The 23,272-nt window shown below is 67.9% G+C and carries 22 protein-coding genes; 14 read left to right on the top strand and 8 right to left on the bottom strand.

From position 1 onward, the window contains the following. Nucleotides 1-239: 239 nt before the first annotated feature. Complete coding sequence (locus tag AB5L52_RS20585) at nt 240-1,061, bottom strand: diacylglycerol kinase (protein ID WP_369365506.1); 822 nt, start codon at nt 1,059-1,061, stop codon at nt 240-242. A gap of 212 nt (nt 1,062-1,273) precedes the next feature. Here AB5L52_RS20585 and AB5L52_RS20580 point away from each other — a divergent pair, with 212 nt between their 5' ends. The 11 genes from AB5L52_RS20580 to AB5L52_RS20530 all read left to right on the top strand — a co-directional run bounded on the left by AB5L52_RS20580 (nt 1,274) and on the right by AB5L52_RS20530 (nt 11,489). Next, complete coding sequence (locus AB5L52_RS20580) at nt 1,274-2,557, top strand: adenylosuccinate synthase (protein WP_351025911.1); 1,284 nt, start codon at nt 1,274-1,276, stop codon at nt 2,555-2,557. A 107-nt stretch (nt 2,558-2,664) separates the two neighbouring features. After that, entirely contained in the window at nt 2,665-3,933 is a 1,269-nt protein-coding gene (locus AB5L52_RS20575) for an ATP/GTP-binding protein (RefSeq protein ID WP_369365503.1), read from the top strand. Continuing rightward, nucleotides 3,933-4,706: an RloB family protein gene (locus tag AB5L52_RS20570; RefSeq protein WP_369365501.1), complete on the top strand. Its 774-nt coding sequence runs from the start codon at nt 3,933-3,935 to the stop codon at nt 4,704-4,706. The genes AB5L52_RS20575 and AB5L52_RS20570 overlap by 1 nt, the downstream gene beginning before the upstream one ends. 105 nt (nt 4,707-4,811) lie before the next feature. Continuing rightward, entirely contained in the window at nt 4,812-7,538 is a 2,727-nt protein-coding gene (locus AB5L52_RS20565; RefSeq protein WP_369365500.1) for an N-6 DNA methylase, read from the top strand. Then, nucleotides 7,528-8,748 carry a restriction endonuclease subunit S gene (locus AB5L52_RS20560; protein ID WP_369365498.1) on the top strand — a complete coding sequence of 407 codons (1,221 nt, stop codon included), beginning with the start codon at nt 7,528-7,530 and terminating at the stop codon, nt 8,746-8,748. Before AB5L52_RS20565 ends, AB5L52_RS20560 begins: the two co-directional genes overlap by 11 nt. An 87-nt stretch (nt 8,749-8,835) precedes the next feature. Then, nucleotides 8,836-9,690 (top strand): helix-turn-helix domain-containing protein, encoded by an 855-nt coding sequence (locus AB5L52_RS20555; protein WP_369365496.1) that lies wholly within the window; start codon nt 8,836-8,838, stop codon nt 9,688-9,690. 4 nt (nt 9,691-9,694) lie between these two features. Then, entirely contained in the window at nt 9,695-9,892 is a 198-nt protein-coding gene (locus tag AB5L52_RS20550) for a DUF397 domain-containing protein (RefSeq protein ID WP_369365494.1), read from the top strand. A 180-nt stretch (nt 9,893-10,072) separates the two neighbouring features. After that, the gene (locus AB5L52_RS20545) at nt 10,073-10,465 is read left to right on the top strand and encodes a hypothetical protein (RefSeq protein ID WP_369365492.1); all 393 of its coding nucleotides are present in this window, start codon (nt 10,073-10,075) and stop codon (nt 10,463-10,465) included. Beyond that, nucleotides 10,465-10,737, top strand: coding sequence for a hypothetical protein (locus AB5L52_RS20540; protein WP_369365490.1), 273 nt, complete (start codon nt 10,465-10,467; stop codon nt 10,735-10,737). Before AB5L52_RS20545 ends, AB5L52_RS20540 begins: the two co-directional genes overlap by 1 nt. A 138-nt stretch (nt 10,738-10,875) precedes the next feature. Then, nucleotides 10,876-11,229 (top strand): hypothetical protein, encoded by a 354-nt coding sequence (locus tag AB5L52_RS20535; RefSeq protein WP_369365489.1) that lies wholly within the window; start codon nt 10,876-10,878, stop codon nt 11,227-11,229. Continuing rightward, on the top strand, nt 11,226-11,489 hold the full coding sequence (locus AB5L52_RS20530; protein ID WP_369365487.1) for a hypothetical protein: 264 nt from the start codon (nt 11,226-11,228) through the stop codon (nt 11,487-11,489). Before AB5L52_RS20535 ends, AB5L52_RS20530 begins: the two co-directional genes overlap by 4 nt. 24 nt (nt 11,490-11,513) lie before the next feature. Here AB5L52_RS20530 and AB5L52_RS20525 read toward each other — a convergent pair whose 3' ends face one another. Together AB5L52_RS20525 and AB5L52_RS20520 are read right to left on the bottom strand one after the other, a co-directional pair. Further along, nucleotides 11,514-12,134: a restriction endonuclease subunit S gene (locus AB5L52_RS20525; RefSeq protein WP_369365485.1), complete on the bottom strand. Its 621-nt coding sequence runs from the start codon at nt 12,132-12,134 to the stop codon at nt 11,514-11,516. A gap of 105 nt (nt 12,135-12,239) precedes the next feature. Next, a complete protein-coding gene (locus AB5L52_RS20520) occupies nt 12,240-12,587 on the bottom strand; it encodes a hypothetical protein (protein ID WP_369365482.1) in 348 nt (115 codons plus the stop codon). Between the two features lie 360 nt (nt 12,588-12,947). Between AB5L52_RS20520 and AB5L52_RS20515 the strand changes: the two genes are divergently transcribed. From AB5L52_RS20515 to AB5L52_RS20505, 3 genes are all read left to right on the top strand, one after another. Continuing rightward, entirely contained in the window at nt 12,948-16,700 is a 3,753-nt protein-coding gene (locus AB5L52_RS20515; protein ID WP_369365480.1) for a type I restriction endonuclease subunit R, read from the top strand. A gap of 4 nt (nt 16,701-16,704) precedes the next feature. Continuing rightward, entirely contained in the window at nt 16,705-17,529 is an 825-nt protein-coding gene (locus tag AB5L52_RS20510) for a M48 family metallopeptidase (protein ID WP_369365479.1), read from the top strand. A gap of 480 nt (nt 17,530-18,009) precedes the next feature. Further along, nucleotides 18,010-19,827 (top strand): bifunctional UDP-sugar hydrolase/5'-nucleotidase, encoded by a 1,818-nt coding sequence (locus AB5L52_RS20505; protein WP_369365477.1) that lies wholly within the window; start codon nt 18,010-18,012, stop codon nt 19,825-19,827. Between the two features lie 3 nt (nt 19,828-19,830). On the opposite strand, the gene AB5L52_RS20500 is transcribed toward AB5L52_RS20505, so the two are convergent. The 5 genes from AB5L52_RS20500 to AB5L52_RS20480 all read right to left on the bottom strand — a co-directional run bounded on the left by AB5L52_RS20500 (nt 19,831) and on the right by AB5L52_RS20480 (nt 23,252). Further along, entirely contained in the window at nt 19,831-20,022 is a 192-nt protein-coding gene (locus AB5L52_RS20500; RefSeq protein ID WP_351566649.1) for a hypothetical protein, read from the bottom strand. Next, the gene (locus AB5L52_RS20495) at nt 20,009-20,260 is read right to left on the bottom strand and encodes a DUF6400 family protein (protein WP_369365475.1); all 252 of its coding nucleotides are present in this window, start codon (nt 20,258-20,260) and stop codon (nt 20,009-20,011) included. Before AB5L52_RS20495 ends, AB5L52_RS20500 begins: the two co-directional genes overlap by 14 nt. Nucleotides 20,261-20,335: 75 nt before the next feature. Beyond that, nucleotides 20,336-20,986, bottom strand: coding sequence for a hypothetical protein (locus AB5L52_RS20490; RefSeq protein WP_369365473.1), 651 nt, complete (start codon nt 20,984-20,986; stop codon nt 20,336-20,338). 76 nt (nt 20,987-21,062) lie between these two features. After that, the gene (locus AB5L52_RS20485) at nt 21,063-21,758 is read right to left on the bottom strand and encodes a GntR family transcriptional regulator (RefSeq protein WP_369365471.1); all 696 of its coding nucleotides are present in this window, start codon (nt 21,756-21,758) and stop codon (nt 21,063-21,065) included. A gap of 138 nt (nt 21,759-21,896) precedes the next feature. Then, the gene (locus AB5L52_RS20480; protein WP_369365469.1) at nt 21,897-23,252 is read right to left on the bottom strand and encodes an aspartate aminotransferase family protein; all 1,356 of its coding nucleotides are present in this window, start codon (nt 23,250-23,252) and stop codon (nt 21,897-21,899) included. Nucleotides 23,253-23,272: the final 20 nt, after the last annotated feature.

The following is a 23,272-nucleotide window of genomic DNA, read 5'->3' as shown; positions in this document are numbered from 1 at the left end:
GGGGGCCGAGGTCAGCCGGTTACGCTGTGCGTCGAAAGGAGGGCTGGGAGTGAGCTTCGAGCAGCTGTTGTCCGATCTCGACGAACTGATCGCTGGAGCCGCATCTGCCCGAAGGGCACCGCATCTGTGACGGGCCCCAAGGCTACGAAGAACGCTTGACCAAGCCCTTCGGTCAGAAGCTGCGTATCCCGGAGCCCTTCGGCTGCTCCCTCGACACCACCGGCTTCCAGGCCCCCGCCTCAAGCTGACGGCAGCACCAGCCCCCAGGCCCCCTCCACCACCCGCCACGTCCGCCGCCGTACCGGGCCCGCCACCCCCGCGTCCGCCCGGTACCGGAAGTCCGCGCCGGCCACCGTCACCGTCTGCCCGGACGCCTGGTACGGCGTCGCCTCCGCCCCCACCGACAGCGGCCGTACCTCCACCCGCGCCAGCCCGCCCGTGCCCGCCGTCACCGACACCGCCTGCACGGGCTGGCCCAGATCCACCACCGTCTCCCCGTCCACCTCGACCCGGAGCCGGGAGGGGCCGGGGGAAGGCACGGCGGCCAGCCGGGGCCGGACGGGGGCGAGGGTGCGGACCAGGGAGCGGTACCAGGGCCGGCCCGCGGCCACGGTCACCGGTTCGGCCGCCGCCGCCCGCACCGGCTCCGGCGGGATGCCGAGCCCGCCGAGGACGAGCCCGCCGCTGTCGTCGACCAGCAGGTCCAGGCGCCGCTCGGCCCCGTCCAGGACGGCCCGCGCCGCCGCCACCGCGCCGCCCGGCACGCCCAGCGACTCGGCGAGGCCGCTGTCCCCGACCGGGACCACCGACAGCGCACATCCGGCCAGCTCCCGCGCCCGGTGCAGCTGGGTCACGGCCCGCACCAGCGCCCGGTCGTCGCCGACCACCACCGGCCTTCTGGAACCCCGTCGGCCCAGCGCGCGGGCGAATTCCTCCGGCCCCTCGGGCAGGCACACCTTGGCCGCCGCACCCGCGCTGAGCACGTCTTTCGCGATCCGTACGGACTCCCCGTCCGTCTGCCGTGCCGCCGGATCGATGATCACCAGCAGCTGTTCGGACATCGCGAAAGTCGCCACCTCGGTCCTGCCTCGCTTCCTCGGGTAGCATCTTTGTGCAAGAGCCCCTTGCGCTATTGCGCCAGGGGCTTCGTCTATTCCGGGGCATCCGGTCCGACGGTTGTGCGACCAACGGCGGTCGCTGTGGCACGCGGCGGTGAACCTTACGCCCACGCCCCCGACCTTGGACATGCCCCGCCCGGAAGGGGTGTACGCGCGTGCCCGCACTTGTGCTGCTCGGTGCTCAGTGGGGTGACGAAGGCAAGGGAAAGGCGACGGACCTGCTTGGCGGCTCCGTCGACTATGTAGTGCGTTACCAGGGTGGCAACAACGCCGGCCACACGGTCGTCGTCGGCGACCAGAAGTACGCACTCCACCTTCTCCCTTCCGGAATCCTCTCGCCTACGTGTGTTCCGGTCATCGGCAACGGAGTCGTCGTCGACCCGTCGGTCCTGCTCTCCGAGCTGAGCGGTCTGAACGAGCGTGGCGTCGACACGTCCAAGCTCCTGATCAGCGGTAACGCGCACATCATCACGCCGTACAACGTGACCGTCGACAAGGTGACGGAACGCTTCCTCGGGAAGAGGAAGATCGGCACGACCGGGCGCGGTATCGGTCCCACCTATGCCGACAAGATCAACCGCGTCGGCATCCGGGTCCAGGACCTCTACGACGAGTCGATCCTGACCCAGAAGGTCGAGGCGGCCCTCGACGTCAAGAACCAGATCCTCACCAAGCTCTACAACCGGCGCGCGATCGCCGTGGACCAGGTGGTCGAGGAGCTGCTGGGCTACGCCGACCAGATCAAGCCGTACGTCGCCGACACCGTGCTGGTCCTGAACCAGGCGCTGGAGGACGACAAGGTCGTCCTGTTCGAGGGCGGTCAGGGCACCCTCCTGGACATCGACCACGGCACGTACCCCTTCGTGACCTCCTCGAACCCGACCGCCGGCGGCGCCTGCACCGGCGCCGGCGTGGGCCCGACGAAGATCAGCCGGGTCATCGGCATCCTCAAGGCCTACACGACCCGCGTCGGCGCCGGTCCGTTCCCGACCGAGCTGTTCGACGAGGACGGCGAGGCGCTGCGCCGCATCGGCGGCGAGCGGGGCGTGACCACCGGCCGTGACCGCCGCTGCGGCTGGTTCGACGCGGTGATCGCCCGCTATGCGACCCGCGTGAACGGCCTGACCGACTTCTTCCTCACCAAGCTGGACGTGCTGACCGGCTGGGAGGAGATCCCGGTCTGTGTGGCGTACGAGATCGACGGCAGGCGTGTCGAGGAACTGCCGTACTCCCAGACCGACTTCCACCACGCGAAGCCGGTCTACGAGACGCTGCCCGGCTGGTCCGAGGACATCACCAAGGCGAAGTCCTTCGCCGACCTGCCGAAGAACGCCCAGAACTACGTCAAGGCGCTGGAGGAGATGTCCGGCGCCCCGATCTCCGCGATCGGCGTGGGTCCGGGCCGGGACGAGACGATCGAGATCAACTCGTTCCTGTAGGGCTGACCTTGCGCGGCGGCAGTCTTGGCAGAGGTGTCGGCTGCCGCCGCGGGCCGGGGACGCGGGCGGGACTGTGTGACTAGTCTGTCCGCCATGAAGGAGACAGGATGCTGCTGAGATTCAGAGTGGCGAACGTCCGGTCCTTGCGTGACGAGCAGGAGCTGTCCTTCGTCGCGCGGGAAGATGCCGACGGTGACCTCGCGGCGGCCCGCGAGGTGGAGCTCTCCGACGGCCGACGCCTTCCCGTCCACACAGTTCTCGGTGTCTTCGGCGCCAACGCATCCGGCAAGTCCAATGTCATCACCGCTCTGAAGAACATGCGCAAGGCGGTGCTGCGTTCCTACGCTGACTGGACTTCCTATGACGGCATCCCCCGCGACGAGTTCGCCCTGGACCCGAAGGCGGCCTCGGAGACCACGCTGTACGAGGCGGACTTCGTCCTCGACGCAGGCGTCCGATGGACCTACGGCTTCGAGCTGGGAGAGCGTCGCGTAGAGACGGAGTGGCTCTTTGCCTATCCCAAGGGCCGCCGTCAGGTGTGGTTCGAGCGCGATGCGACGCGGGAGAAGGACTTCGACTTCCCCGGTGATCGTCTTCACGACCGTGCTCGGCTTTCCCGCACCACCCGGCCCGACGCTCTGCTGCTGACCCGTGCAGCCAATGACGGGCACAAGCAGCTCACCCCTGTGTTCGACTGGTTCAAGGACAACCTGTGGGACGTAACGCCGGAGACCGAGCGCGCGCAGCGCGAGGACTACACGGCGATGCGGCTGCTCCGCAGCGAGGACTTCCGGCGGCGGACCGAGGAACTACTGCGGGTGGCCGACCTCGGTATCGCCGGCGTCGAGGTCGAGCAGTCGTCCTCCGGCCGCCCTGTGGTGAGTCTTGTCCACGCCAGCAGCGGTGAGCGGACCTCGCTGGACTGGTCGTCGGAGTCATGGGGGACGCGCTCGTGGTTCGCTCTGATCGGGCCCCTGCTCCTCGCCCTCGACACGGGTGCGGTCCTGCTGGTCGACGAACTCGACGCCAGCCTGCACTCACGCTTCGCGGCGGAGGTCGTACGTCTCTTCCAGGCGCCCTGGGTGAACCCGAAGGGCGCCCAGCTGGTCTTCACCGGACATGATCCCTCTCTCCTGCGGACACCAGGCGGTGGACGGCTTCTGCAGCCCGGACAGATCTGGCTCACGGAGAAGGACGAACGAGGCGCCACGGAGCTCTCCTCGGTCGCCGAGTGGGAGCCGACGGAGGAGGAGGACCTGATGGTGTCGTACCTCGCCGGTTCCTTCGGCGCCGTGCCCAAGGTGTCCGAAGGGCAGATCGGGCGGCGGCTGCTGCGTACGGACGACATCGCACGGATGGAGGCGGAAGAGGTCTGATGGCCAGGCCAAAGGGAGGGGACAGCATCACCCCCAAGAAGGGCGGCGCGAAGGGGCGCGCGCTTCGACCTCGCCAGGTGTACGTCTTCACCGAGGGAGAAGTCACCGAACCCGAGTACATCGACCTCATCCTCCAGAAGGGCGTTCCCGACAAGCCGGGCCGCACGGTCCAGCACCACATCGAGAACCCGAACGCCGAGGGCAAGCTGCGCAAGCCGTACCGGATGGTGCAGGACGCGGTGCGCACGTTGCGCAAAGTGGAGCGGGAGGCGAAGGCGGCGGGACTGAAGCCGTACCGGGTCCGCGGTGGAGTCGAAGAAGGGGACTGGAACTGGCCCCAGGTGTGGGTGCTGTTCGACCGCGACGGCCATGAGGGCATCCGCGAAGCCATGCGGCTGGCGGACAAGGAGGGGATCCGGATCGCGTACTCCCACCCCTGTTTCGAGTTGTGGCGGCTGCTGCACTACATCAACTACACGAGTACGTTCGGCAAGGAGGCCTGCGGCGACGCGAACAGCCGCCTGCGATCACGCCCCGGATTCGCGGCGACGTACGGACGTGGGGTCCGTACTGTCTCCGAACAGGAGTCCAAGCACATCCGCGAGGAACAGGTGCTGAGCCCGAAGGACACGGACGGCAGGCGATACCGCGAGGCCAGGAAGTACGCGCAGGCGATCAACAAGCGCTGCGAGTCGTCCAACCCGAACGACTGGGATCCCTACACGGACGTCTGGTCCTTCGTGGAGGAGGGACTGCTCCTCAGCCACTACTAGGCTGGGGGGTCGTACTTCTCCGTACTTCTCCGTACGTCTCCGTGGCAGAGCGGTGTTCGCCGCCCGCCCTGCCCCTCCGCCCGCTCACACCTAGGGAGCCCGTACGTGGCCAAGCTCACGCTCGACCAACTGGAGCGCCACCTCTTCGCGGCCGCCGACATCCTGCGCGGCACGATGGACGCCGCCGAGTACCGCGATTTCCTCCTGGTCCTTCTCTTCCTCAAGCGTGCCAACGACGAGTTCGAGGCCGCCCGTGAGGAGATCATCAAGAGGGAGATGACGGGCGGGGCCTCGCGCGCGGAGGCGGAGGAGGAGGCCGACGAGCCGGCCAACTACACGGCCCGCCGGATCATGTACGTCCCGCCGGAGGCACGCTGGCAGAAGCTGGCCGACGCGGTGGACGACGTGGCCACGAAACACCTCCAGCCCGCGCTCGACGCGATGGAGGGCCAGAAGGGCAACGAGCGGCTGCGCGGGCTGTTCAACCACATCAACTTCAACCGCATCGGCGGGGGCGGTGGCACCGGCGCGACGGCGGCCAAACTCGCGGACAAGCGGCTGTCCGCGCTCATCGGTCACTTCGGCAGCCTGCGGCTGCGCGGCGAGGACTTCGAGTTCCCCGACGTCATCGGTGCCGCGTACGAGTACCTGCTGAAGGACTTCGCCGACTCGGCCGGAGCCAAGGGCGGAGAGTTCTACACCCCGCGTGCGGTAGTGCGGATGATGGTCGAGCTGGCCCGTCCCCGCCCCGGCGACAGCGTGTACGACCCGTGCGTCGGATCGGGCGGCATGCTCATCCACGCCAAGGAGTACATCGAGGAGCACGGCGGAAACACCGAGGACCTGGCCCTGGCCGGGCAGGACGCCAACAACGGCTCCTGGGTCATGGCCACCATGAACATGCTGTTCCACGGTGCCCACGACTTTGAGCTCTGGACAGGCGACACCCTGACTCAGCCGCTCCACCTGGATCGGTCCTTCGACGTCGTACTCAGCAACCCGCCTTTCTCCATGGACTACCGGGCGGCGGACATCGGCGACATCGACGACCGCATGCCGTACGGCCAGACGTCCGAGAAGGGCAAGGCCGACCTGATGTTCCTCCAGCACATGCTGCACATGGTGAAGGGGCGCGGCGGCTCCGTCTTCACGGTCATGCCGCATGGCGTGCTGTTCCGGGGCGGCGCGGAGGAGCGGATCCGGGCGAAGATCATCGAGGACGACCTGCTGGAGGCCGTGATCGGCCTGCCGTCCAACATCTTCTACGGCACCGGCATCCCGGCCTGCGTGCTGGTCCTGCGCACGCGTGGCCGCAAGCGAGACGGCAGGGACGACCAAGTCCTCTTCATCAACGCGGACCGCGAGTACCACTCCGAGCGGGCGCAGAACGTCCTGCTGCCCGAGCACACGGAGAAGATCGTCTCCACCTTCCACGCGCCGGCAGGCACGGAGGTGCCACGTTTCGCACGGTGGGTCGAGCGGGACGAGATCCGGAAGAACAAGTACAACCTCAACATCCGCCGGTACGTGGACAACACCCCGCCGCCCGAGCCGCAGGACGTGCGGGCGCACCTGGTGGGGGGTGTGCCCCGGTCCGAGATCGAGGCGGCGGAGAAGGCGGCGGTGCTGTCGGCGTACGGAGTGGGTGTGACGGACCTCTTCGCCGAGCGGGACGAAGAGCCTTCCGAGTACGTCGACTTCCTGCCGGAGGACCGGCGCCCGGACGCCGACCGGCTGACCGCACTGGCCGAGGGCCGGGAGCGCGAACTCTGGGAGGCGTTCGAGTCCTGGTGGACGGCCGAGACGGAACAGATCGCCTCCCTCGCGCCGTACGAGGGCGACGACCGTACGGAATCCGAGAAGCGCGCCCAGCTCGCCCGCCTGCGCGCCGACCTGATCGACTCCTTCCGCGAGCGGCTGCTGAACGTCGGCCTGCTGGACCGGTACGCGCTGGCCGGCGCGGTCGCGGGGTGGTGGCAGGACGCCAGGAACGAACTCAAGGCCCTGGCGGAGAACGGCTTCAAGGGCGTCGTCGAGGGCTGGGTCGACACGGTGGAGACCCTGCTGGAACCCGAGCCCGATCCGTGGACGGGCGGAGCGCGCAAGCGGACCGCTGCGGAGCGGCGACAGGCTTACGGCCACAAGGTCGTCGCCCGTATCGCGGACAAGTTCCTGAAGGAGCTGGCGGACGCGGACGCGGAGAAGGCTCGCCTGGACGCGAAGGTGAAGGCTGCAGAGGAGGCGGAGGCGGCGCGGGCCGCGGCGGCATCGGGAGCCTTGGAGGACGGCGAGGCCGGTGAGGGAGCCGACGGTGCTGAGGGCGGTCCTGCCCTCGACCCGGCGGTGGCGGAAGCGCTGCTCAGCGAGGCCGACTTGAAGAAGGCGAAGCGGGAGCGGACGGCGGCGGGGAAGGCGGTGAAGGCCTTGGAGGAGGCGTTCTATCCGCTGGACGGCTTGGGTGCCGGTGCTGTCGCGAAGGCCGGCAAGTCGTCGTCCAAGACGGTCGAGGCTGCCACCTCCGACGATGCGGCCGGACAAACGACCCTCGACGTGACGCTCCCGGCGGAGCCGGACCGTCCCACTCCTGGCCTGCACGAGGCACGTGACGCCCTGGACGAGGCGGGCGCGCGGCAGGTCGTCCTCGGCATCCTCCGCGACGACCTGGCGTCGAAGCTGGAGGGCCATGTCGTGCGCAGGCGGCGCGAGTTGATCGACACGTACGTGGGTTGGGAGCGCAAGTACCTGGTGTCGCTGCGCGACATCGAGGCGCGGCGCGAGGCTGCGGCGAAGCGGCTGAACGGGTTCCTGGAGGAGCTGGGTTATGTCGGCTGAGGTCACCTTCGTCCGCCGTCGCCTTGATTCCATTGCTCAAGTAGGAGGGGGGCTGGCACTGGGGCGTTCTGTCTCAGAGGGGGCGAGCGTCGAACTTCCCTATCTGCGCGTCGCGAATGTGCAAGATGGTCACATCGATACGTCGGATATGAAGACCGTACGCGTCCTCCCCGCAGAAGTAGAACGATATCGAGTCCGCGAGGGAGACCTACTCCTCACGGAGGGCGGGGATTTCGACAAGCTTGGGCGAGGGGCGGTATGGGATGGCAGATTCCCAATCTGCTTGCATCAGAATCATGTATTCAGGTTGCGGGCTAATCGAAAATTCGTGCTGCCGGAATATCTCTCGCTTTACATGGCTTCCTGGCGTGGCAGGCAGTATTTTCTGAATGTAGCGAAGCAAACCACAAATCTTGCTACAATCAGCTCCTCTCAACTGAAGGCCATGCCTATCGAGGTCCCGGATTTGAAGGATCAGCGGCGCATCGTTGAGATCTTGAATTCGGTCCGCGAGTTGGAGAAAGCTTCAGAAGGTCTGATTCTTAAGTTGCGTACCCTGCGACGTAGTGCCGTTGCGACGGCCCTACCGAGAGAGGGGAAACAAGGGTACCTGCAAGATGTTCGCTGGGTTCCTGTCGCTGAGGCGGGATCTGTGAGAATGGGTAAACAGTTGTCGCCGGATAGTCAGCGTTCGGTTGTTCAGTACCCGTATCTTAGGGTCGCGAATGTCTTGGCTGGGCGAATCGACTATTCCGATGTAAAGACCATGGGGTTTTCGGGCCGGGAGCTATGCGTCTACGGTCTTGAGCCTGGGGATATTTTGCTCAATGAAGGACAGAGTCTTGAGCTTGTTGGGCGTAGCGCAATCTACGAGGAGAAGTCTGGGGAATTCTTTTTCCAGAATACGCTATTGCGTTTCCGTTCGAGTGGTGAAGTGCTGCCGCGCTATGCCCAGGCTGTTTTCTCTTCGTGGCTAGAATCGGGTAAGTTTGCTGAAATTGCAAAGAAGACCACGAGTATTGCGCACCTAGGGGGTGAGAGGTTCGGTGCCCTGCGCTTCCCGGTGATTTCGATCTCGGACCAGCGGCGGATTATTGACATTCTGCAGGCGTGGGATGTGAAGATCTCTGACGAAGAGCGGGCATTGAAGAAGCTGAATGATTTGAAGCGCGGGCTTGTGCAAGATCTGCTCGCTGGGAAGCGGGCGTGAATGGATTGCTCTAAGGGCCTTTCCTCCTCCTCCTTGCGTGGGTGGGGGTTGGGCGGGTCGCTGTAGGCGAGTATCGAAGGAAATTCTGTGCCCATCCGTAAGCCTCCCACTGCCCGCCAGCGAAGGCTCGGCGCTGAGCTTCGGCGGATGCGTGAGCGGATCGGGCTCTCCCTCACGGAGGCCGCCGCGCTGCACAGGGTGGACAAGACCGCGATCAGCAACACCGAGTCGGCCCGGTTCGGTGTGAGTGCCGACCGCGTGCGAGTGTGGGCCGCCAACTACACGTGCCCGCACCAGGCCTACGTCGACGCGCTCGCGAACATGGCCAAGGAGCGGGCTGGTGCCAACTGGTGGGATGCGTACCGGGATTCCATGGCCTCGTTCATGCTGGACCTGGTCGAGCTGGAGCATCACGCCGCCAGCCTGCGGCATGTGCAGATCACGCATCTTCCCGGGCTGTTGCAGCACGAGGACTACGCCAGAGCCGTCTTCAGCGAGGCGGTCCCACCTCTTGCGCGGCAAGCCCTCGACCTTCAGGTCGAGTTCCGCCTGCGGCGACGGGCGTTGCTCGACCGACCGGAGCCGCCGGACTGCTCGTTCCTGCTCCATGAGGCGGCACTACGGATGCTGTTCGGTGACCGTGCCGTCGTGCGTCGGCAGTTGGAAGAGCTGTTGAAGCAGTCCGAGCGAGAGTCGGTGGCGCTGCGGGTGATCCCGTTCTCCTCCGGAGGGTTTCCGAGCGCGGGCAGTTCGACGATGTACGCGAGTGGGCCGGTTCGCCAGCTGGACACCGTACAGATCGACGTCCCGAACGGGGTCACGTTCCTGGACTCCGAGACCCACCTCACCAACTACCGCGCTGTACTTGACCGTATGGAGCAGCGGTCCCTGGATCCGGGACACTCGCGTGACTTCATCCGCAAGGTGCTGCATGAGCTGTGAGGGTATGAGGGCGTTGGAGATTCAGTGGCGTAAGTCGTCGTACTCCGAGCAGTCGGGCAACTGTCTCGAACTGGCGGTGGTCGATGGTCAGGTGCTGGTCAGGGAGAGCGACGATCCCGGCGTGATTGTCAGCACGACTTCTGCCAAGCTCGCGGCGTTCCTGGCCGGAGCCAAGGCTGGGGAGTTCGACGACCTCGTGTGAGGTCAGCCGATACCGGCATATGCCAAACCGCACTGCTTGCGCATCAATGTTGATGCGCAAGCAGTGTTGTGGCTACCTTGGTGTCGGACGGTAGTGGATCGATCACCGTCCGAACGTCAAGCGCCCCGGCGGTGTTAGCGGCACCCCGGGGCATGGCCAACGCCCTGTAGGAGCGTCAGCATGTCCCACCGTATCCGGCCCGGTCTCGCACGAACACTCGTGCAGGCGGCCGTCCTGGTCCTCGTGTGCTTCGTACGCGCACTCCTCCCCGCACCCGCGCCCGTGCTGGACGTGGTTCGGCGTCCTCCCGGCTACCGGATTCTCATCGCCGGTGCCGAGATCCCCGTACTGCCGCCGTACCTCCTGAGGCGGCGACGGTCCAGCAGGCCGACCACGGCCACCCCAGCCCGACGTCCCGCTTCCCGCGTCCGCCCCTACCTCGTCGCGCACGAACAGCGCATGCGGCGGCGGGCGTTGGTGCTCGCGCTCGACGGGATCGATGTCGGGCCCTGGGTGATCCACGGTCACCGCATCGGCAGCTCGGTCACCGTCCCCCTGGAGGTGGCGGCCTGATGGGCGCACCTCGGATGCGGATCAGCCGCGTACCCAGCAGGCCCGTACGGCGAGGAGAGGACGGCGCCCTCACGATCGACCTCTGGTTGACCAGGGACGGTGGGTTCGAGACCGACCTCGCCCTGCGCCTCACGCCCGCCGAGGCGGAGGTCCTGCACGCCCAGCTCTGCTACGCCCTGGACGACACGGCGGTCTCGGTGATCACGCCGATGTCCAAGCTGCCCGACTGTCGCAAGCCCGCCGTGGGCAGCCAGGGAGTCCACTGGCCGTAGGCCGGACCTTCCCGTGTGGGCGGCACGGACATGAATGTGTCGCCCACACGGGCCGCAGTCGACTCGTACCCTTCGCCTGTCCGGCACCTGCGGGTACCGTCGAGAACACAGCGAACGTCCACCGGCCGGGAGCACACCGTGACCGCCCTTCCCGCGGATCCGCAGGCCGACGAGCCGCTCATCCCCATGCCGGCGCTCACCCCTGGCGCCCTGCGTACCGCCGTCGAAAGCCTGACCCCGAGCCGGATGCCGGCGTTCGTAAGTGATCTTGTCGACGCGACCACCAGCGCCCAGCAGCTCCAGTCGTTCGCGCCGTTGCGTACGTTCGTCCACACCTGGGGGGTGTTCGTGGCGATTCAGAGATATCCCTCGCGCGCTGCCCGCCTGCGCCATCTGGAAGAGATGGTGAGTGCCGGGGTGGAGGACCCGGCGGACGCCATCGTCGAGATCAGGAAGATCCATGCGAGCGCCGAGGCCGAGGCCGGGCTGTGACCGTCTGGAAGTGGGACTACAACCCGAGCGAGGAGCATCTGACCGACAGCCTTCCTGTCGGTGTGATCGCCGAGGTGGAGCGGGTCGCCACCGAATTGGCCGCGCTCGGACGTGACGCCGAGACGGCGGGCAGCAGGCCAGAGGACAAACCCGGAGGACTGGGGAACTTCCCCCTCTTCGGCGGACGTGGCTTCATCCAGTTCCTCGCGGTTCCCCGGCGCGAGTGCGTCTGCGTCTGCAACATCGTCTGGAACGGATGAGCCGGGCCGCCCACCCGCTCGTCGTCATGGCATGCCCGGCTCGGCGAACGCATCGCTGAGCAGGTCCGTCAGGAGCCCCAGCCGGAACGCTTCGCGCTTCGTGATCATTTGTCTGTGCGCCTCGATCTGTGTGTCGATCTCGTTCAGTGCCCCGGCGACGGTCCGCTGCCGCTCCAGCGGAGGAACGAAGATCGGCGCCGTGGCCAGGGTCTGGGAGGGAAGTGTCTCGACGGCTTGGCTGCGGTTCGCCTGTGAGGTGATCCAGTCGTGGACGAGCGGATGCCCGAGGTAGTGGAGAAGGTATTCGGGCAGGATCGCTTCCGTTGTGGGCCTGATCCGCAGGCACGCGGCGCCGAAAAGCCAGGTGGCCTCCGCAGGACCGACGAGAGCCCTCCGGCCGAGCGTCCCTTGGCGTACGTAGACCAGGTCTCCCTTTCGCAACCGAAAGCGATCGAGACCAGCCGCTGTCCCCAGACTGACACGCTTGATGCTGCGCGTATCGATCTTGTGCTCCGTGGTCAGATCGGGGGGTGTGATGACCGGGACGCCCTCCCAATTCGCCGCGAGCCCCTCCAACTGTTGCCCCGACGGCCCCGAGGCGATCTCACAGAGGTCGATGAGGCGGTGTGTTCGGCGCGGGGGCATCTCGGTGGTCCGTCCTTACTGTTGCCAGTGACGCTCAGGGTGGGTTCTGATCCGCCCGCGCACAGAGGAGGCCGGGGCGCTGGACGCCCCGGAGTGCGGGTGCGACTAGACGCCGACGATCTCGCGGATCTGCTGGAGCTGAGCCCGCGCCTCGGAGTCCCCAGCGCCGCGCAGGATCGCGTCACCCTTGAGACTCGGGTTCTGGACAGCGTCGGCGGTGTCGGCGATCGGGGTCCCGAGCAGGTAGACCCGGACCGGGCTGTCCTGATTGCCGGGCAAGTCCTTGGGAATGTGCCCCATCCCGTGAGACTTCAACTTGTCGGAGATGGTGCCGAGTACCCGGCTGCCCAGTCGGCCGGCTCCCTCAATGTCGCGCAGCACGCCCATGGTGACGACGTGCAGACCGCCGTCGGCCGCGACCGCCGTACGGAGCTCCTCGTAGCTGCTGCCCATCCTTACCCCCACTTCTCGCCGTGCGCCCGGCGCACAGCGATACCCGGAGCGGCTGGTGCCTGAGTCCCAACCGCCCACCCCTCATCCGTTGGGCAAGAAGGTAGCCCTGCCGCTCAGGCGAGCGCAACTCATCTTCATAGGTATCTATGGGGGATTGCTTCGCTGAAGTCTGAGGATCCAGGGCTGGGCTGACGCCACATCACCAGCGCACATCCAGAAACCCCTTGCGCCCGATCCTCCACCGGAGCCGTGAGAAGGCTCTGGCTGTCCAGGAGCGCACGAACCACCCTCGCGCCCCTCCCTCGTGGACCACAATGGACCCTCACACGTTCACCGTGACGCAGGGGAGGGCGCGGGCGCATGGCTGCCGGAGTGGTCAGGGAGTCGACCGAGCGGGTCGAGGCGGAACGGCCGCTGCTGGAGCACCTCAAGGCGATGGGGTGGCAGCACATCGAGGGCGCCCGGCTGAAGGAGGCGGGGGAGCGCGGCGACTACCGGGAGGTGGTGCTGGAGCGGCGACTGCGGGACGCTCTGCGCCGGTCCTCGTCCTGGATGAAGAGTGACGCACACACCGAGGCGGCCGTCTCCACGCTTCGTGCCGCCACCCGTCATGTGTCCGCGCAGTCGCTGCCGCAGGCCAACCGCGACGTCACCACGCTCCTGCTGCACGGTCACCTGCAGCAGGGGCCTGACGACAAGCAGATGCAGGCGAAGTTCTTCGACTGGTCGCGCGAGGCGCTGGAGGGCGGTCGCGAGGAGGTCCTGGCCCGTAACGACTACCTCGTCGTCGATCAGTTCCGGGTGCACGACGCGGACGGGCGGCCATCCGTGCTGGACCTCGTCCTCTTCGTGAACGGCATCCCCCTCGTCGTCATCGAGTGCAAGTCGCCGGACATACCCGACCCGCTCGGCAAGGCCATCCGCGACCTGCGGGCCTACACCGGTCGCCCGCTGGACGACGACACCCGGCGAGGTGCCGGCGCACCCCGAGGCGTGCCGCACCTGTTCGTCCCGGCGCAACTGCTCGTGGCCGCCGACGGAACGCACGCCGCGCTCGGCACGTACTCCTCGGCCGAGCAGCACTACGCGCTGTGGCGCAGTGTCACCCCGGACTACGGCGATCCGGACCGGCCGGGCGACGACGGTGTGGAGGACCTGCGCCAGGGACTGCGCGGCCAGGGACTGCTCGGGCCGGACGCGGCACCCACCCTCCAGCAGAAACTCACCGCGATCGTCCTCAGGCCCGGCAACCTCCTCAACATCGTCCGGCACTACGTCTTCGAGAAGCCGGTCGACGAGGACAGCGGCACCACGAGTACGAACCGTCGCGTCCGTGCGACGACCGAGCCGAAGACGGTCAAGGTGGTCTGCCGCCATCAGCAGTACCGGGCCACCGAGAAGATCGTGACGAGGCTGCGCACCCGGCCGAGCCGCCTGGTCACCGGCGGGGACCGGGACGAGCGGGGCGGCGTCATCTGGCACACCCAGGGCGCCGGCAAGAGCTTCACCATGCAGTTCCTGGCCCGACGGCTGCATATGAGCACGGAACGCGAGCTGAACGGGATCACGATCGTCGCCGTCACGGACCGTACCGACCTCCAGCGACAGTTGCGGCGGGCCGTGGCACTCAGCGGTTCCGAGATCCGGGAAGCCACCTCTCGTACGGACCTGGAGAACCTGCTCCAGCGAGCCGGACGATTCGGCGGGCGAGCTGTGATCTTCGCGACGATCCAGAAGTTCCTCGGCGATCTGGCGCCTGCCACGGGGGAGGGGCGGGACACCGCAGACGGTGAGGACCGGGCGCTGGCCGAGGACTTCGATCAGGCAAGGCGGCGGGTCGAGGCCGGCGAGAGCGCCGAGGAGGTCGCCGACCCCACGCCGGACGAACGTACGCTGAAGCGCGCCGAGCGGATCTTCCCCGAGTGCAGCGACGAGGACCGGGTCCTGGTCCTCGTCGACGAGGCCCACCGCTCGCACACCTCCGTCCTGCACGCCTGTCTGCGCAAGGCCCTGCCCAACGCGGCCCGGATCGGATTCACCGGCACCCCGCTGATGCAGGGCCGGCTCACCGACACCGGGCGCATCTTCGGTCTGGAGCCCAGCAGCGAACCCGGCGGGGACCCGGAGTTCCTCGATACGTATCGCATGACCGAGGCCGAGCGCGACAACGTCGTCGTGCCGGTCCGCTACGAAGGCCGGGCCACCACCGCCGAGGTGCGCGACAAGGAGCGGCTGGACCAGTGCTTCGAGGACCTGATCGAGCCGCTGGACGAGAAGCAGCAGGAGCGGGTGCGGGACAAGTACGGCGCGCCCTCCGCACGGGCCGTGGCCGAATCTATGCCGCTGATCCGGGCCAAGGCCGCCAATATGCTGGAGCACTACGTCACGGGACCGCTCACCGGCGGGTTCAAAGCCCAGGTCGCCGCGGTGAGCCGGCGGGCCGCGGTCCTCTACCGCGCTGCCTTGTGGGACGCGCGGGCCGAACTGCTGGCTCGTGTGGCGGAGTTCGATCGCAGCGGGAGGCGCGAGGCTCTGCGCGACAGGAATCCGGAGACGTACACGGCCGAGGAACCGCTCCTGCTGCGGGCCTGGCAGTTCCAGGAACTGCTGCGGCGGATCGACTTCGTACCGGTCATCTCCGCCGGGGCCGAGCAGAAGGAGGGAGTGTGGCGAGAGTGGACCGACCCGGAGGAGCAGCGCAAGCACATCGCCCGTTTCCTGCGGCCCTTCCCGCAGCTGCCGCCGGACAACCCCTGGGCGACCTACCCGCCCGCCGAGCCCGACCCGGTGCCGGCCGGGACAGAGGGCAATATGAACCCGTGGAGCGATCTTGTCTTCGGCGGTGGTGCCGCATCCGGCGGTGGCGACCGAACAGGCGATACGACGCAGCCACCCATCGCATTCCTCATCGTCAAGTCGATGCTGCTCACCGGCTTCGACGCCCCCATCGAGCAGGCGCTCTACCTGGACCGGCCCATCCGCGATGCCGAACTGCTCCAGGCGATCGCCCGCGTCAACCGGCCGGCCCGCCGGAAGCGGGAGGGGCTGGTCGTCGACTACTACGGCGTCCTGAACAATCTCGGCGTGACACTGGCCGCCTACCGGGGCAACCCGCCCGCCCTGGACTCCCTGCGCAGCATGGCCGACGAGATCCCGGAGATGAAGCGCGCGGCTGGCCTGGTCCGCGAGTTCCTCGTGGCAGCGGGAATCGATCCGGAAGGCCTCACGACACGCGGGGCTTTCGGCAGCGCCGTGCTCGCGCTCGCCGACCCCACGACACGCGCCGACTTCGACACCCGGCTGGGCGACTTCCTCGGGGCGGTGGACCGTGTACTGCCGCACGAGGGGGCGCTTGACTACCTGTCCGACGTCCGGGCGTGGAGCGTGCTCCAGATGCGTGTGCGCCGCCACTACCGGGACGACACCGGCGGTGGCTTCGCGATGCGCGGGTACGGCCGGAAGGTGCGCGCCTTGATTGCCGACCACCTTCACGCACAGGAGATCGAGCAGAAGATCCCGCCCGTCTCCATCCTCGCTCCGGACTTCGACGAGGTGGTGGGCACGCTTCCGGTACGCGAGGCGGCCGCCGAGCAGGTGCAGGCCCTGCGCTACCACCTGGAAGAGCGCCTGGCCGTGGAGGAACGACCGGTGTACCGGCAGCTTTCCGTGGAACTGGAGCGGGTGCTGGAGGAGTTCGCCGGGAACTGGGAGGAGATCTCGCGTGAGCTCCTGCCGCTGGTCGAGCGAGCCCGGCGGGCGGAGGAGGCCGATCCCGCCGTCGCCGATCTGTCGCCGATGGAGCAGCGGCTGTATGTCCTGATCAACGAGAAGCTGACGGAGAGCGAGACCCTGGAGGATGCGCATCCGGAGCGGCTGCGTCACCTGGTCGACGAGGTGTACGACGAGATCACGACCACTGTTCGGCTGGCGTCGTTCGGCGGTCGGGAGCGTCATGTGACGTTGTTGGAGGCGCGTCTGTACGAGCGGCTGCGGGCATCCGGGCTGCGGGGCTCAGGCGCGGCACGCGAGGCGGTCAAACGTCTTGCTTCGGCACTCGCGGGGTACGCGACGGAGCACCTTGCGGAGTTTCGGGCCGAAGCACGGCAAGAATGAGTCCATGACCGCTGCCCAGCTCCCCGACTCGCAGGCCTGCTCCGATGAGCCTGCGATCACCGAAGACGGTCCCCTGCTCGTCGATGGACGTGAGCTGTGTGTCCGCATCAGCTCACGGCGGCGTCGCCTTGGCCTGACCGTGGAGCGGGACCGGTCTTTGACCCTGCACGTTCCCCAAGGGTGCAGCATCCGGCGGGCTGAACAGTTTGTCCGGGACAGCGGGGGGTGGATCGGCGACAAGACCCGTCTCAGTGACGAGCGCCGTCAGCTGCATCCCGCGCGTGCTCTCCGCGACGGGGAGATCCATCGCTACCTGGGGCGGGACTACCGGCTCCTCGTCGTCGATGACGAGAAGGACGGGGATAGGAATCCTGGCGGCTCGGCTGCGGCACCCGCTGTAAGGCTCGTGGCGGGACGGCTGCGTATGGATGGCTCCGTCGCTGCCGATCCGGTCCTCGCGAAGAAAGCACTCGCCGACTGGTACGTCCGGGCCGGGCAGCGTTGGGTGCGGGGACGACTCCAGCCATGGGCGGCTCGGATGGATGTCCCAGAAGCCTCTGTTCGGGTGCGGGATCTGGGGCACCGGTGGGGTAGCTATCGTGGCGGAACGGATGACTGTGGCGCGATCTCGCTCCACTGGGCAACCTTCCAACTGCCGATCCACCTCGTCGACTATGTCGTTGCACATGAACTTGCACATGCACGTGTATCCGGTCACGGCCCCGAGTACTGGCGGCTGCTCAGTAGAGCCCTCCCCGAGTGCCGTCGGTTGAAGATGGAACTGGATGAACTGGGGAGACGGGTATGGATGGGGGACTTGTCGGGGTGACGGGCGGGCCGCCTTCCATCGTGCCCGATGGACAATGGACGTATGAGCGTCCACCGGAACGCACGGTGTCGGGGACCGTACGGCGGTGATGGCGACGACGCCCACGGTACGGACTGCTCCGACCCCGCTGTCTTCGAGGTCGCCCGGTACCAGCTGTCTCCCGCTCCGCGTGTGTCCCGCGCATCTCGGCCTCACCCTGCTGATGGCGAGCAGGATGCTGTGGCCGCCGGAGATCAGGCTCATCGGCCGCCGCTGACGACGGCAGCCGGCGCATCAACCAGCTCTGGCGCTACGGCGGTTAATGGCCGGTGAACTCGGCCCGGACTGGTCATGGACATGAACTTCCTTGACCGTCCCTTGGGTTTTTCCTGGTTCTCAGCGAACCGGAGTGAGGCAAGCATCTACGCGGGTAGCCCCCGCACGGGCACGCGCACTGCACCTCCTCACATCTCCTCACTCCAGCCCTTCCAGGAGCCTCGAATGCCCCTCAGTCCCATGAACCGCCGGGAGTTCGTGAAGAAGACGGCCGCCACCGGCGCGGCCGTCGCCGCCGCGGGAACCGTCGCGGCGGCCCCCGCGCAGGCGGCCGAGCAGCAGCGGGACTGCCCTCCTCGCACCTGGTCGTTCTCCATCCTCGGCACGACCGACCTGCACAGCCACGTCTTCGACTGGGACTACTACAAGGACGCCGCCTACAGCGACAAGGCCGGCAACTCGGTGGGCGTCGCGCGCGTGGCCACCCTCATCAAGCAGCAGCGCGAGGCGAAGGGCGAGGACCACGTCCTGCTCGTCGACGCCGGCGACATCATCCAGGGCACCTCCCTCGCCTACTACTTCGCGCGCGTCGACCCCATCACGGGCACCGGCGGCAAGAAGGGCCCCAAGCACCCGATGGCCGTGGCCATGAACCACATGCGCTACGACGCCGCCGCCCTCGGCAACCACGAGTTCAACTACGGCATCGAGACGCTGCGCAAGTTCGAGAGCCAGTGCCACTTCCCGCTGCTCGGCGCCAACGCCCTGGACGCGAAGACCCTGCGCCCCGCTTTCCACCCGTACACCGTCAAGCGGATCCGGGTCCCCGGCGCGCCCGACATCAAGGTCGGCATCCTCGGTCTCACCAACCCCGGCATCGCGCTGTGGGACAAGGACAACGTCAGCGGGAAGATGGTCTTCCCCGGGCTGGTCGAGCAGGCGAAGAAGTACGTGCCGAGGCTGCGCGCGCTGGGCTGCGACGTCGTCTTCCTGACCGACCACTCGGGCTTGGACGGCTCGTCCTCGTACGGCGACCAACTCCCGTACGTCGAGAACGCGTCGAACCTCGTCGCCGAGCAGGTGCCGGGCATCGACGCGATCCTGGTCGGCCACACGCACGTCGAGGTCCCCTCCTACACGGTCAAGAACGCGGAGACCGGCGAGGAAGTCCTGCTCTCCGAGCCGTACTGCTGGGGCTTCCGGCTCAGCGTCTTCGACTTCGAGCTCGAACTGCACCACGGGCAGTGGAAGGTGACGAGCAAGAAGGCGCAGACCCTCAACCCCAACACGGTGGGCGAGGACCCGGAGATCAAGCGGCTCCTGGAGGCCGACCACGAGCTGGTCGTGAAGTACGTGAACACGGCGGTCGGCACCTGCACCGCGGACCTCTCGGCGGCGGACTCCTGCTGGAAGGACGTGCCGATCATGGACTTCATCCACAAGGTCCAGATGGAGAGCGTGAAGGCGGGCCTGTCCACGGCCGATGCCGCCCTCCCGCTGATCTCCGTGGCCGCGCCCTTCTCCCGCACGGCGGACATCCCCCAGGGCAACGTCACCATCAAGGACATCGCCGGCCTCTACATCTACGACAACACCCTGTACGGCAAGAAGCTCACGGGCGCCCAGCTCAAGGACTACCTGGAGTTCGCGGCGAAGTACTACCACCAGGTGCCGGCCGGCACGAAGGTCGACACGGCGACCCTCACCAACGCCAACAAGTTCTGGGACTACATGTACGACACGGCGGCGGGCGTCGACTACGAGATCGACATCGCCCAGCCGGAGGGGTCGAGGATCAAGAACGTCAGCTACAACGGCAAGGCGGTCGCCGACGACCAGGTCTTCGTCGTGGCGGTGAACAACTACCGCGCGAACGGCGGTTCCGGCTACCCGCACATCGCCTCGGCGCCGAACGCCTACAGCTCGACGAACGAGATCCGCCAGCTGATGATCGACTACGTCACGGCGAAGAAGACGCTGAACCCGGCGGACTTCGCGGTCACCAACTGGAAGCTCACGCAGAACGGCACGCCGGTCTTCTGACCGTCAGGGCGCCTGGCGGGTGGCGCCGAAGTGCGTCTCGTGCGACCAGACGTGGTGGCACGCCGGACACTGCAGGTGCAGCAGGCTGCCGGTGTTGGACAGCAGGTAGCGCCACCCGCGCCGGTCGTCGCACTCAGGGCAGTCCACCCCCCAGGCGCGCCGTCCCGTGTCGGCCTGCGGATCAAGCGGCAGCATCGCCGGGTCCCGCGGGGAGTACGCCGGCCGCCACCAGTTCGTCGTAGATCCGCTGCTGCTCCGCGTCCAGGCCGGAGTAGAGCAGCGCCCGAGCCTCCTCCTCGCCACGGAGCGCCGCCGCGGGGTCCCAGTCGGGGCCCAGAGCGGCCACGACGTGGGTGCGCCGGAGCATCTCGTGGGCGCTGAGGTCGACGGTGAAGTCGAAGGCGGGGTCGTCGGGGGAGTCGTCGGGGGACATGTCACCGAACGTAGGTGTGCATTTCCCCCACGACAAGAACAGGTGGGTGAAATCACACCAGGCCAGAGGCGGGGCTCAGCTGAAGACGATCATCGAGCCCTGGGCCAGGGAACGGGTCGCGGCCGCGTGCAGACCCAGCCACACATGCCGTTCGCGGGCGAAGGGGCTCGGGTCGTACGGCGCCGGGACGGCCGGTTCCTCCAGTTCCGTGGGGGCCGTGGGCGGCGCCGGGGCCGCCGGGGGGTTGGCCGGGTCGATGCCGATCGTCGGGGCGACGTACTCCAGCTCCCGCAGCAGCGTCTGCGAGGAGCCCAGCGGGCCGCCGCCCGCCAGCAGGTCGTCGTTGGACAGCGGCTGCGGGAAGTCGACCGGGACGTACGCGCCCGCGTGGTCGTAGTGCCAGACCAGGTGGGACTGCTGCGCCGTGGACTCGAACATCTCCAGCAACTGCTCGTAGTCTCCGCCCAGTTCGTCCACCGGGGTCACCGGCAGCCCGCACACCTGGAGGAGATAGACGCGGCGCAGGAAGTGCAGGGCGTCGTAGTCGAAGCCGGCCACGGGGGCGACCTCGCCGGACAGGCCCGGCATGTACTGGTACACCGGCACCGGGGGCAGTCCGGCCGCCGTCAGCGCGTTGTTGTACTGAGCGAGTTCTTCGGCGAACGGGTTGTCCGGGGTGTGGCACAAGACGTCCACGAGCGGTACCAGCCACAGGTCACAGGCCAAAGAGGGCTCCTCACACACAGAAGGTGGTCCGGGAAGCGTAATCGGTGCGGTGCGGGTCCCATACCCCTTCGGCCGCTCAGCTACCGGCCAGGTGTTCCAGCAGCGCCAGCGAGTGGGCGTTGGAGGCGGCGACGATCGAGCGGGCGGTGTCGGCCTCGCGCCGGGCCAGCGCGTCGACCAGGTCCGTGTGCCCGGCCCACAGCCGGCCGCGCAGGTCGGGCACGCGCAGCAGATGCTGCACCGCGCACACCCAGGACTGCATGCGCAGCCGGTCGAGGAAGTCGCCGAGGTAGGGGTTGCCGAACAAGGCGCTCAGCTCGCGCCAGAAGCGGAGGTCGTAGCCGATGAGTATGGTGAGGTCGCCGGCCGTCGCCGCCCGCTGGGCCTCCTCGCCGCGGCGGCGCACGGTGGCCAGGGCCGCGGTCGTGCGCGGGTCCTGAGGCGGGGTGCGGAAGGCGGGGTGGCCGCTGCCGAGGGCCTGGAACATGCCGTCGGTGACCAGGCTGCGGGCCTCGATCATGTTCCGGTAGTCGGTGAGGGTGTACTCCGGCACCCGGAAGCCGCGGTGCTGGTCGGCCTCCAGGATGCCCTGCGCGGACAGGTCGACCAGCGCCTCGCGGACGGGTGTGGCGGAGACGCCGTACTGGTCGGCGATCTCCTTGACCGTGAACGCCCGGCCCGGTCGCAGCCGTCCCGCCAGCACCTCGTCACGGAGCGCGTCCGCGATCTGCTGGCGCAGCGTGCTGCGCGTCACGGCACCGTTGCCGGGCATCGTCGGAGTCTCCTCACGCGTAGCTGACGTACTCGCCCACTTCTTGCTTACGAGCACGTCACCTTACGCGTTCGAGTCTGCCCGGCGGCAGCCGCTGTCCGGTTGCGCGGTGTCCTACGGGGTGTCCTACGCGGTGTCCTACGCCGTGTACGCGTCGGCCACGGTCAGCGCGGCGTCCAGGGCGGCGAAGCCCTCCTTCAGCTCGGCCTCCGTGACCGTGCACGGCGGCACCACATGGGTCCGGTTCATGTTCACGAAGGGCCATACGCCGTGCTGCTTGGCGGCGGCGGCGAACGCGGCCATGGGGGCGTTCGCCTCGCCGGTCGCGTTGTACGGCACCAGCGGTTCACGGGTCTCGCGGTTCTTCACCAGGTCCAGCGCCCAGAACATGCCGACCCCGCGCACCTCGCCGACGCTCGGGTGCCGCTCGGCCAGCTCGGCCAGGGCCGGGCCGACGACGCCCTCGCCGAGCCGCCTGGCGTTCTCGACCACGCCCTCCTCCGCCATCACGTTGATCGTGGCGACGGCGGCGGCGCAGGCCAGCGGGTGCCCGGAGTAGGTCAGACCGCCGGGGTAGGGCCGCTTGCCGAAGGTCTCGGCGATCTTCTCGGAGATCGCGACGCCGCCGAGCGGGACGTAGCCCGAGTTCACGCCCTTGGCGAAGGTCAGCAGGTCGGGTACGACACCGAAGAGATCGGCGGCGAACCACTCGCCCGTGCGCCCGAAGCCGGCCATGACCTCGTCCAGGATGAAGACGATGCCGTACTTGTCGCAGATCTCCCGGACACCGGCCAGATAGCCGGGCGGCGGGACCATGATCCCGGCCGTGCCGGGGACGGTCTCCAGGATGATCGCCGCGACCGTGCCCGGCCCCTCGAAGGCGATCGTCGTCTCCAGGTGCTCCAGCGCCCGCGCGGTCTCCTGCTCTTCCGTCTCCGCGTAGAAGCGGGAGCGGTACAGGAACGGCGCCCAGAAGCGGACGACACCGGCCGCGGCGCCGTCGTTCGCCCAGCGGCGCGGGTCGCCGGTGATGTTGATGGCCTGCTGGGTACCGCCGTGGTACGAGCGGTAGGCCGAGAGCACCTTCGGGCGGCCCGTGTGCAGCCGGGCCATGCGCACCGCGTGCTCGACGGCGTCCGCGCCGGCGTTGGTGAAGAAGATCTTGTCCAGGTCGCCGGGGGTCCGCTCGGCGATCAGCCAGGCCGCCTCCGAGCGCGCCTCGATCGCGAAGGCGGGCGCGAAGGTCGTCATCGTGGCCGCCTGCTCCTGGATGGCCGCGACGACCTTCGGGTGCTGGTAGCCGATGTTCGTGTAGACGAGCCCGCTGGTGAAGTCCAGGTACCGCTTGCCGTCGTAGTCCCAGAAGTACGACCCCTCGGCGCCGGCGACGGCGAGCGGGTCGATGAGGTCCTGCGCGGACCAGGAGTGGAAGACGTGCGCACGGTCCGCGGCCTTCACTGCGGCGCCGGCGTCGGGGTTGGGCTGAGGGGTCATGCGGCGAGCGTAAATGTCCG

This window comes from Streptomyces sp. CG4, from assembly GCF_041080655.1.
In the GTDB taxonomy this organism is placed as follows: domain Bacteria; phylum Actinomycetota; class Actinomycetes; order Streptomycetales; family Streptomycetaceae; genus Streptomyces.
This window is presented reverse-complemented; position numbering and strand designations above follow the sequence as displayed.

Coding starts and splice junctions, on each gene's coding strand:
- AB5L52_RS20510 (WP_369365479.1), top strand. CDS start 16,705: ATGACCGCTGCCCAGCTCCCCGACTCGCAGGCCTGCTCCGATGAGCCT.
- AB5L52_RS20505 (WP_369365477.1), top strand. CDS start 18,010: ATGCCCCTCAGTCCCATGAACCGCCGGGAGTTCGTGAAGAAGACGGCC.
- AB5L52_RS20560 (WP_369365498.1), top strand. CDS start 7,528: ATGTCGGCTGAGGTCACCTTCGTCCGCCGTCGCCTTGATTCCATTGCT.
- AB5L52_RS20495 (WP_369365475.1), bottom strand. CDS start 20,260: ATGTCCCCCGACGACTCCCCCGACGACCCCGCCTTCGACTTCACCGTC.
- AB5L52_RS20545 (WP_369365492.1), top strand. CDS start 10,073: ATGTCCCACCGTATCCGGCCCGGTCTCGCACGAACACTCGTGCAGGCG.
- AB5L52_RS20585 (WP_369365506.1), bottom strand. CDS start 1,061: ATGTCCGAACAGCTGCTGGTGATCATCGATCCGGCGGCACGGCAGACG.
- AB5L52_RS20500 (WP_351566649.1), bottom strand. CDS start 20,022: ATGCTGCCGCTTGATCCGCAGGCCGACACGGGACGGCGCGCCTGGGGG.
- AB5L52_RS20570 (WP_369365501.1), top strand. CDS start 3,933: ATGGCCAGGCCAAAGGGAGGGGACAGCATCACCCCCAAGAAGGGCGGC.
- AB5L52_RS20550 (WP_369365494.1), top strand. CDS start 9,695: ATGAGGGCGTTGGAGATTCAGTGGCGTAAGTCGTCGTACTCCGAGCAG.
- AB5L52_RS20520 (WP_369365482.1), bottom strand. CDS start 12,587: ATGGGCAGCAGCTACGAGGAGCTCCGTACGGCGGTCGCGGCCGACGGC.
- AB5L52_RS20575 (WP_369365503.1), top strand. CDS start 2,665: ATGCTGCTGAGATTCAGAGTGGCGAACGTCCGGTCCTTGCGTGACGAG.
- AB5L52_RS20485 (WP_369365471.1), bottom strand. CDS start 21,758: ATGCCCGGCAACGGTGCCGTGACGCGCAGCACGCTGCGCCAGCAGATC.
- AB5L52_RS20540 (WP_369365490.1), top strand. CDS start 10,465: ATGGGCGCACCTCGGATGCGGATCAGCCGCGTACCCAGCAGGCCCGTA.
- AB5L52_RS20525 (WP_369365485.1), bottom strand. CDS start 12,134: ATGCCCCCGCGCCGAACACACCGCCTCATCGACCTCTGTGAGATCGCC.
- AB5L52_RS20515 (WP_369365480.1), top strand. CDS start 12,948: ATGGCTGCCGGAGTGGTCAGGGAGTCGACCGAGCGGGTCGAGGCGGAA.
- AB5L52_RS20480 (WP_369365469.1), bottom strand. CDS start 23,252: ATGACCCCTCAGCCCAACCCCGACGCCGGCGCCGCAGTGAAGGCCGCG.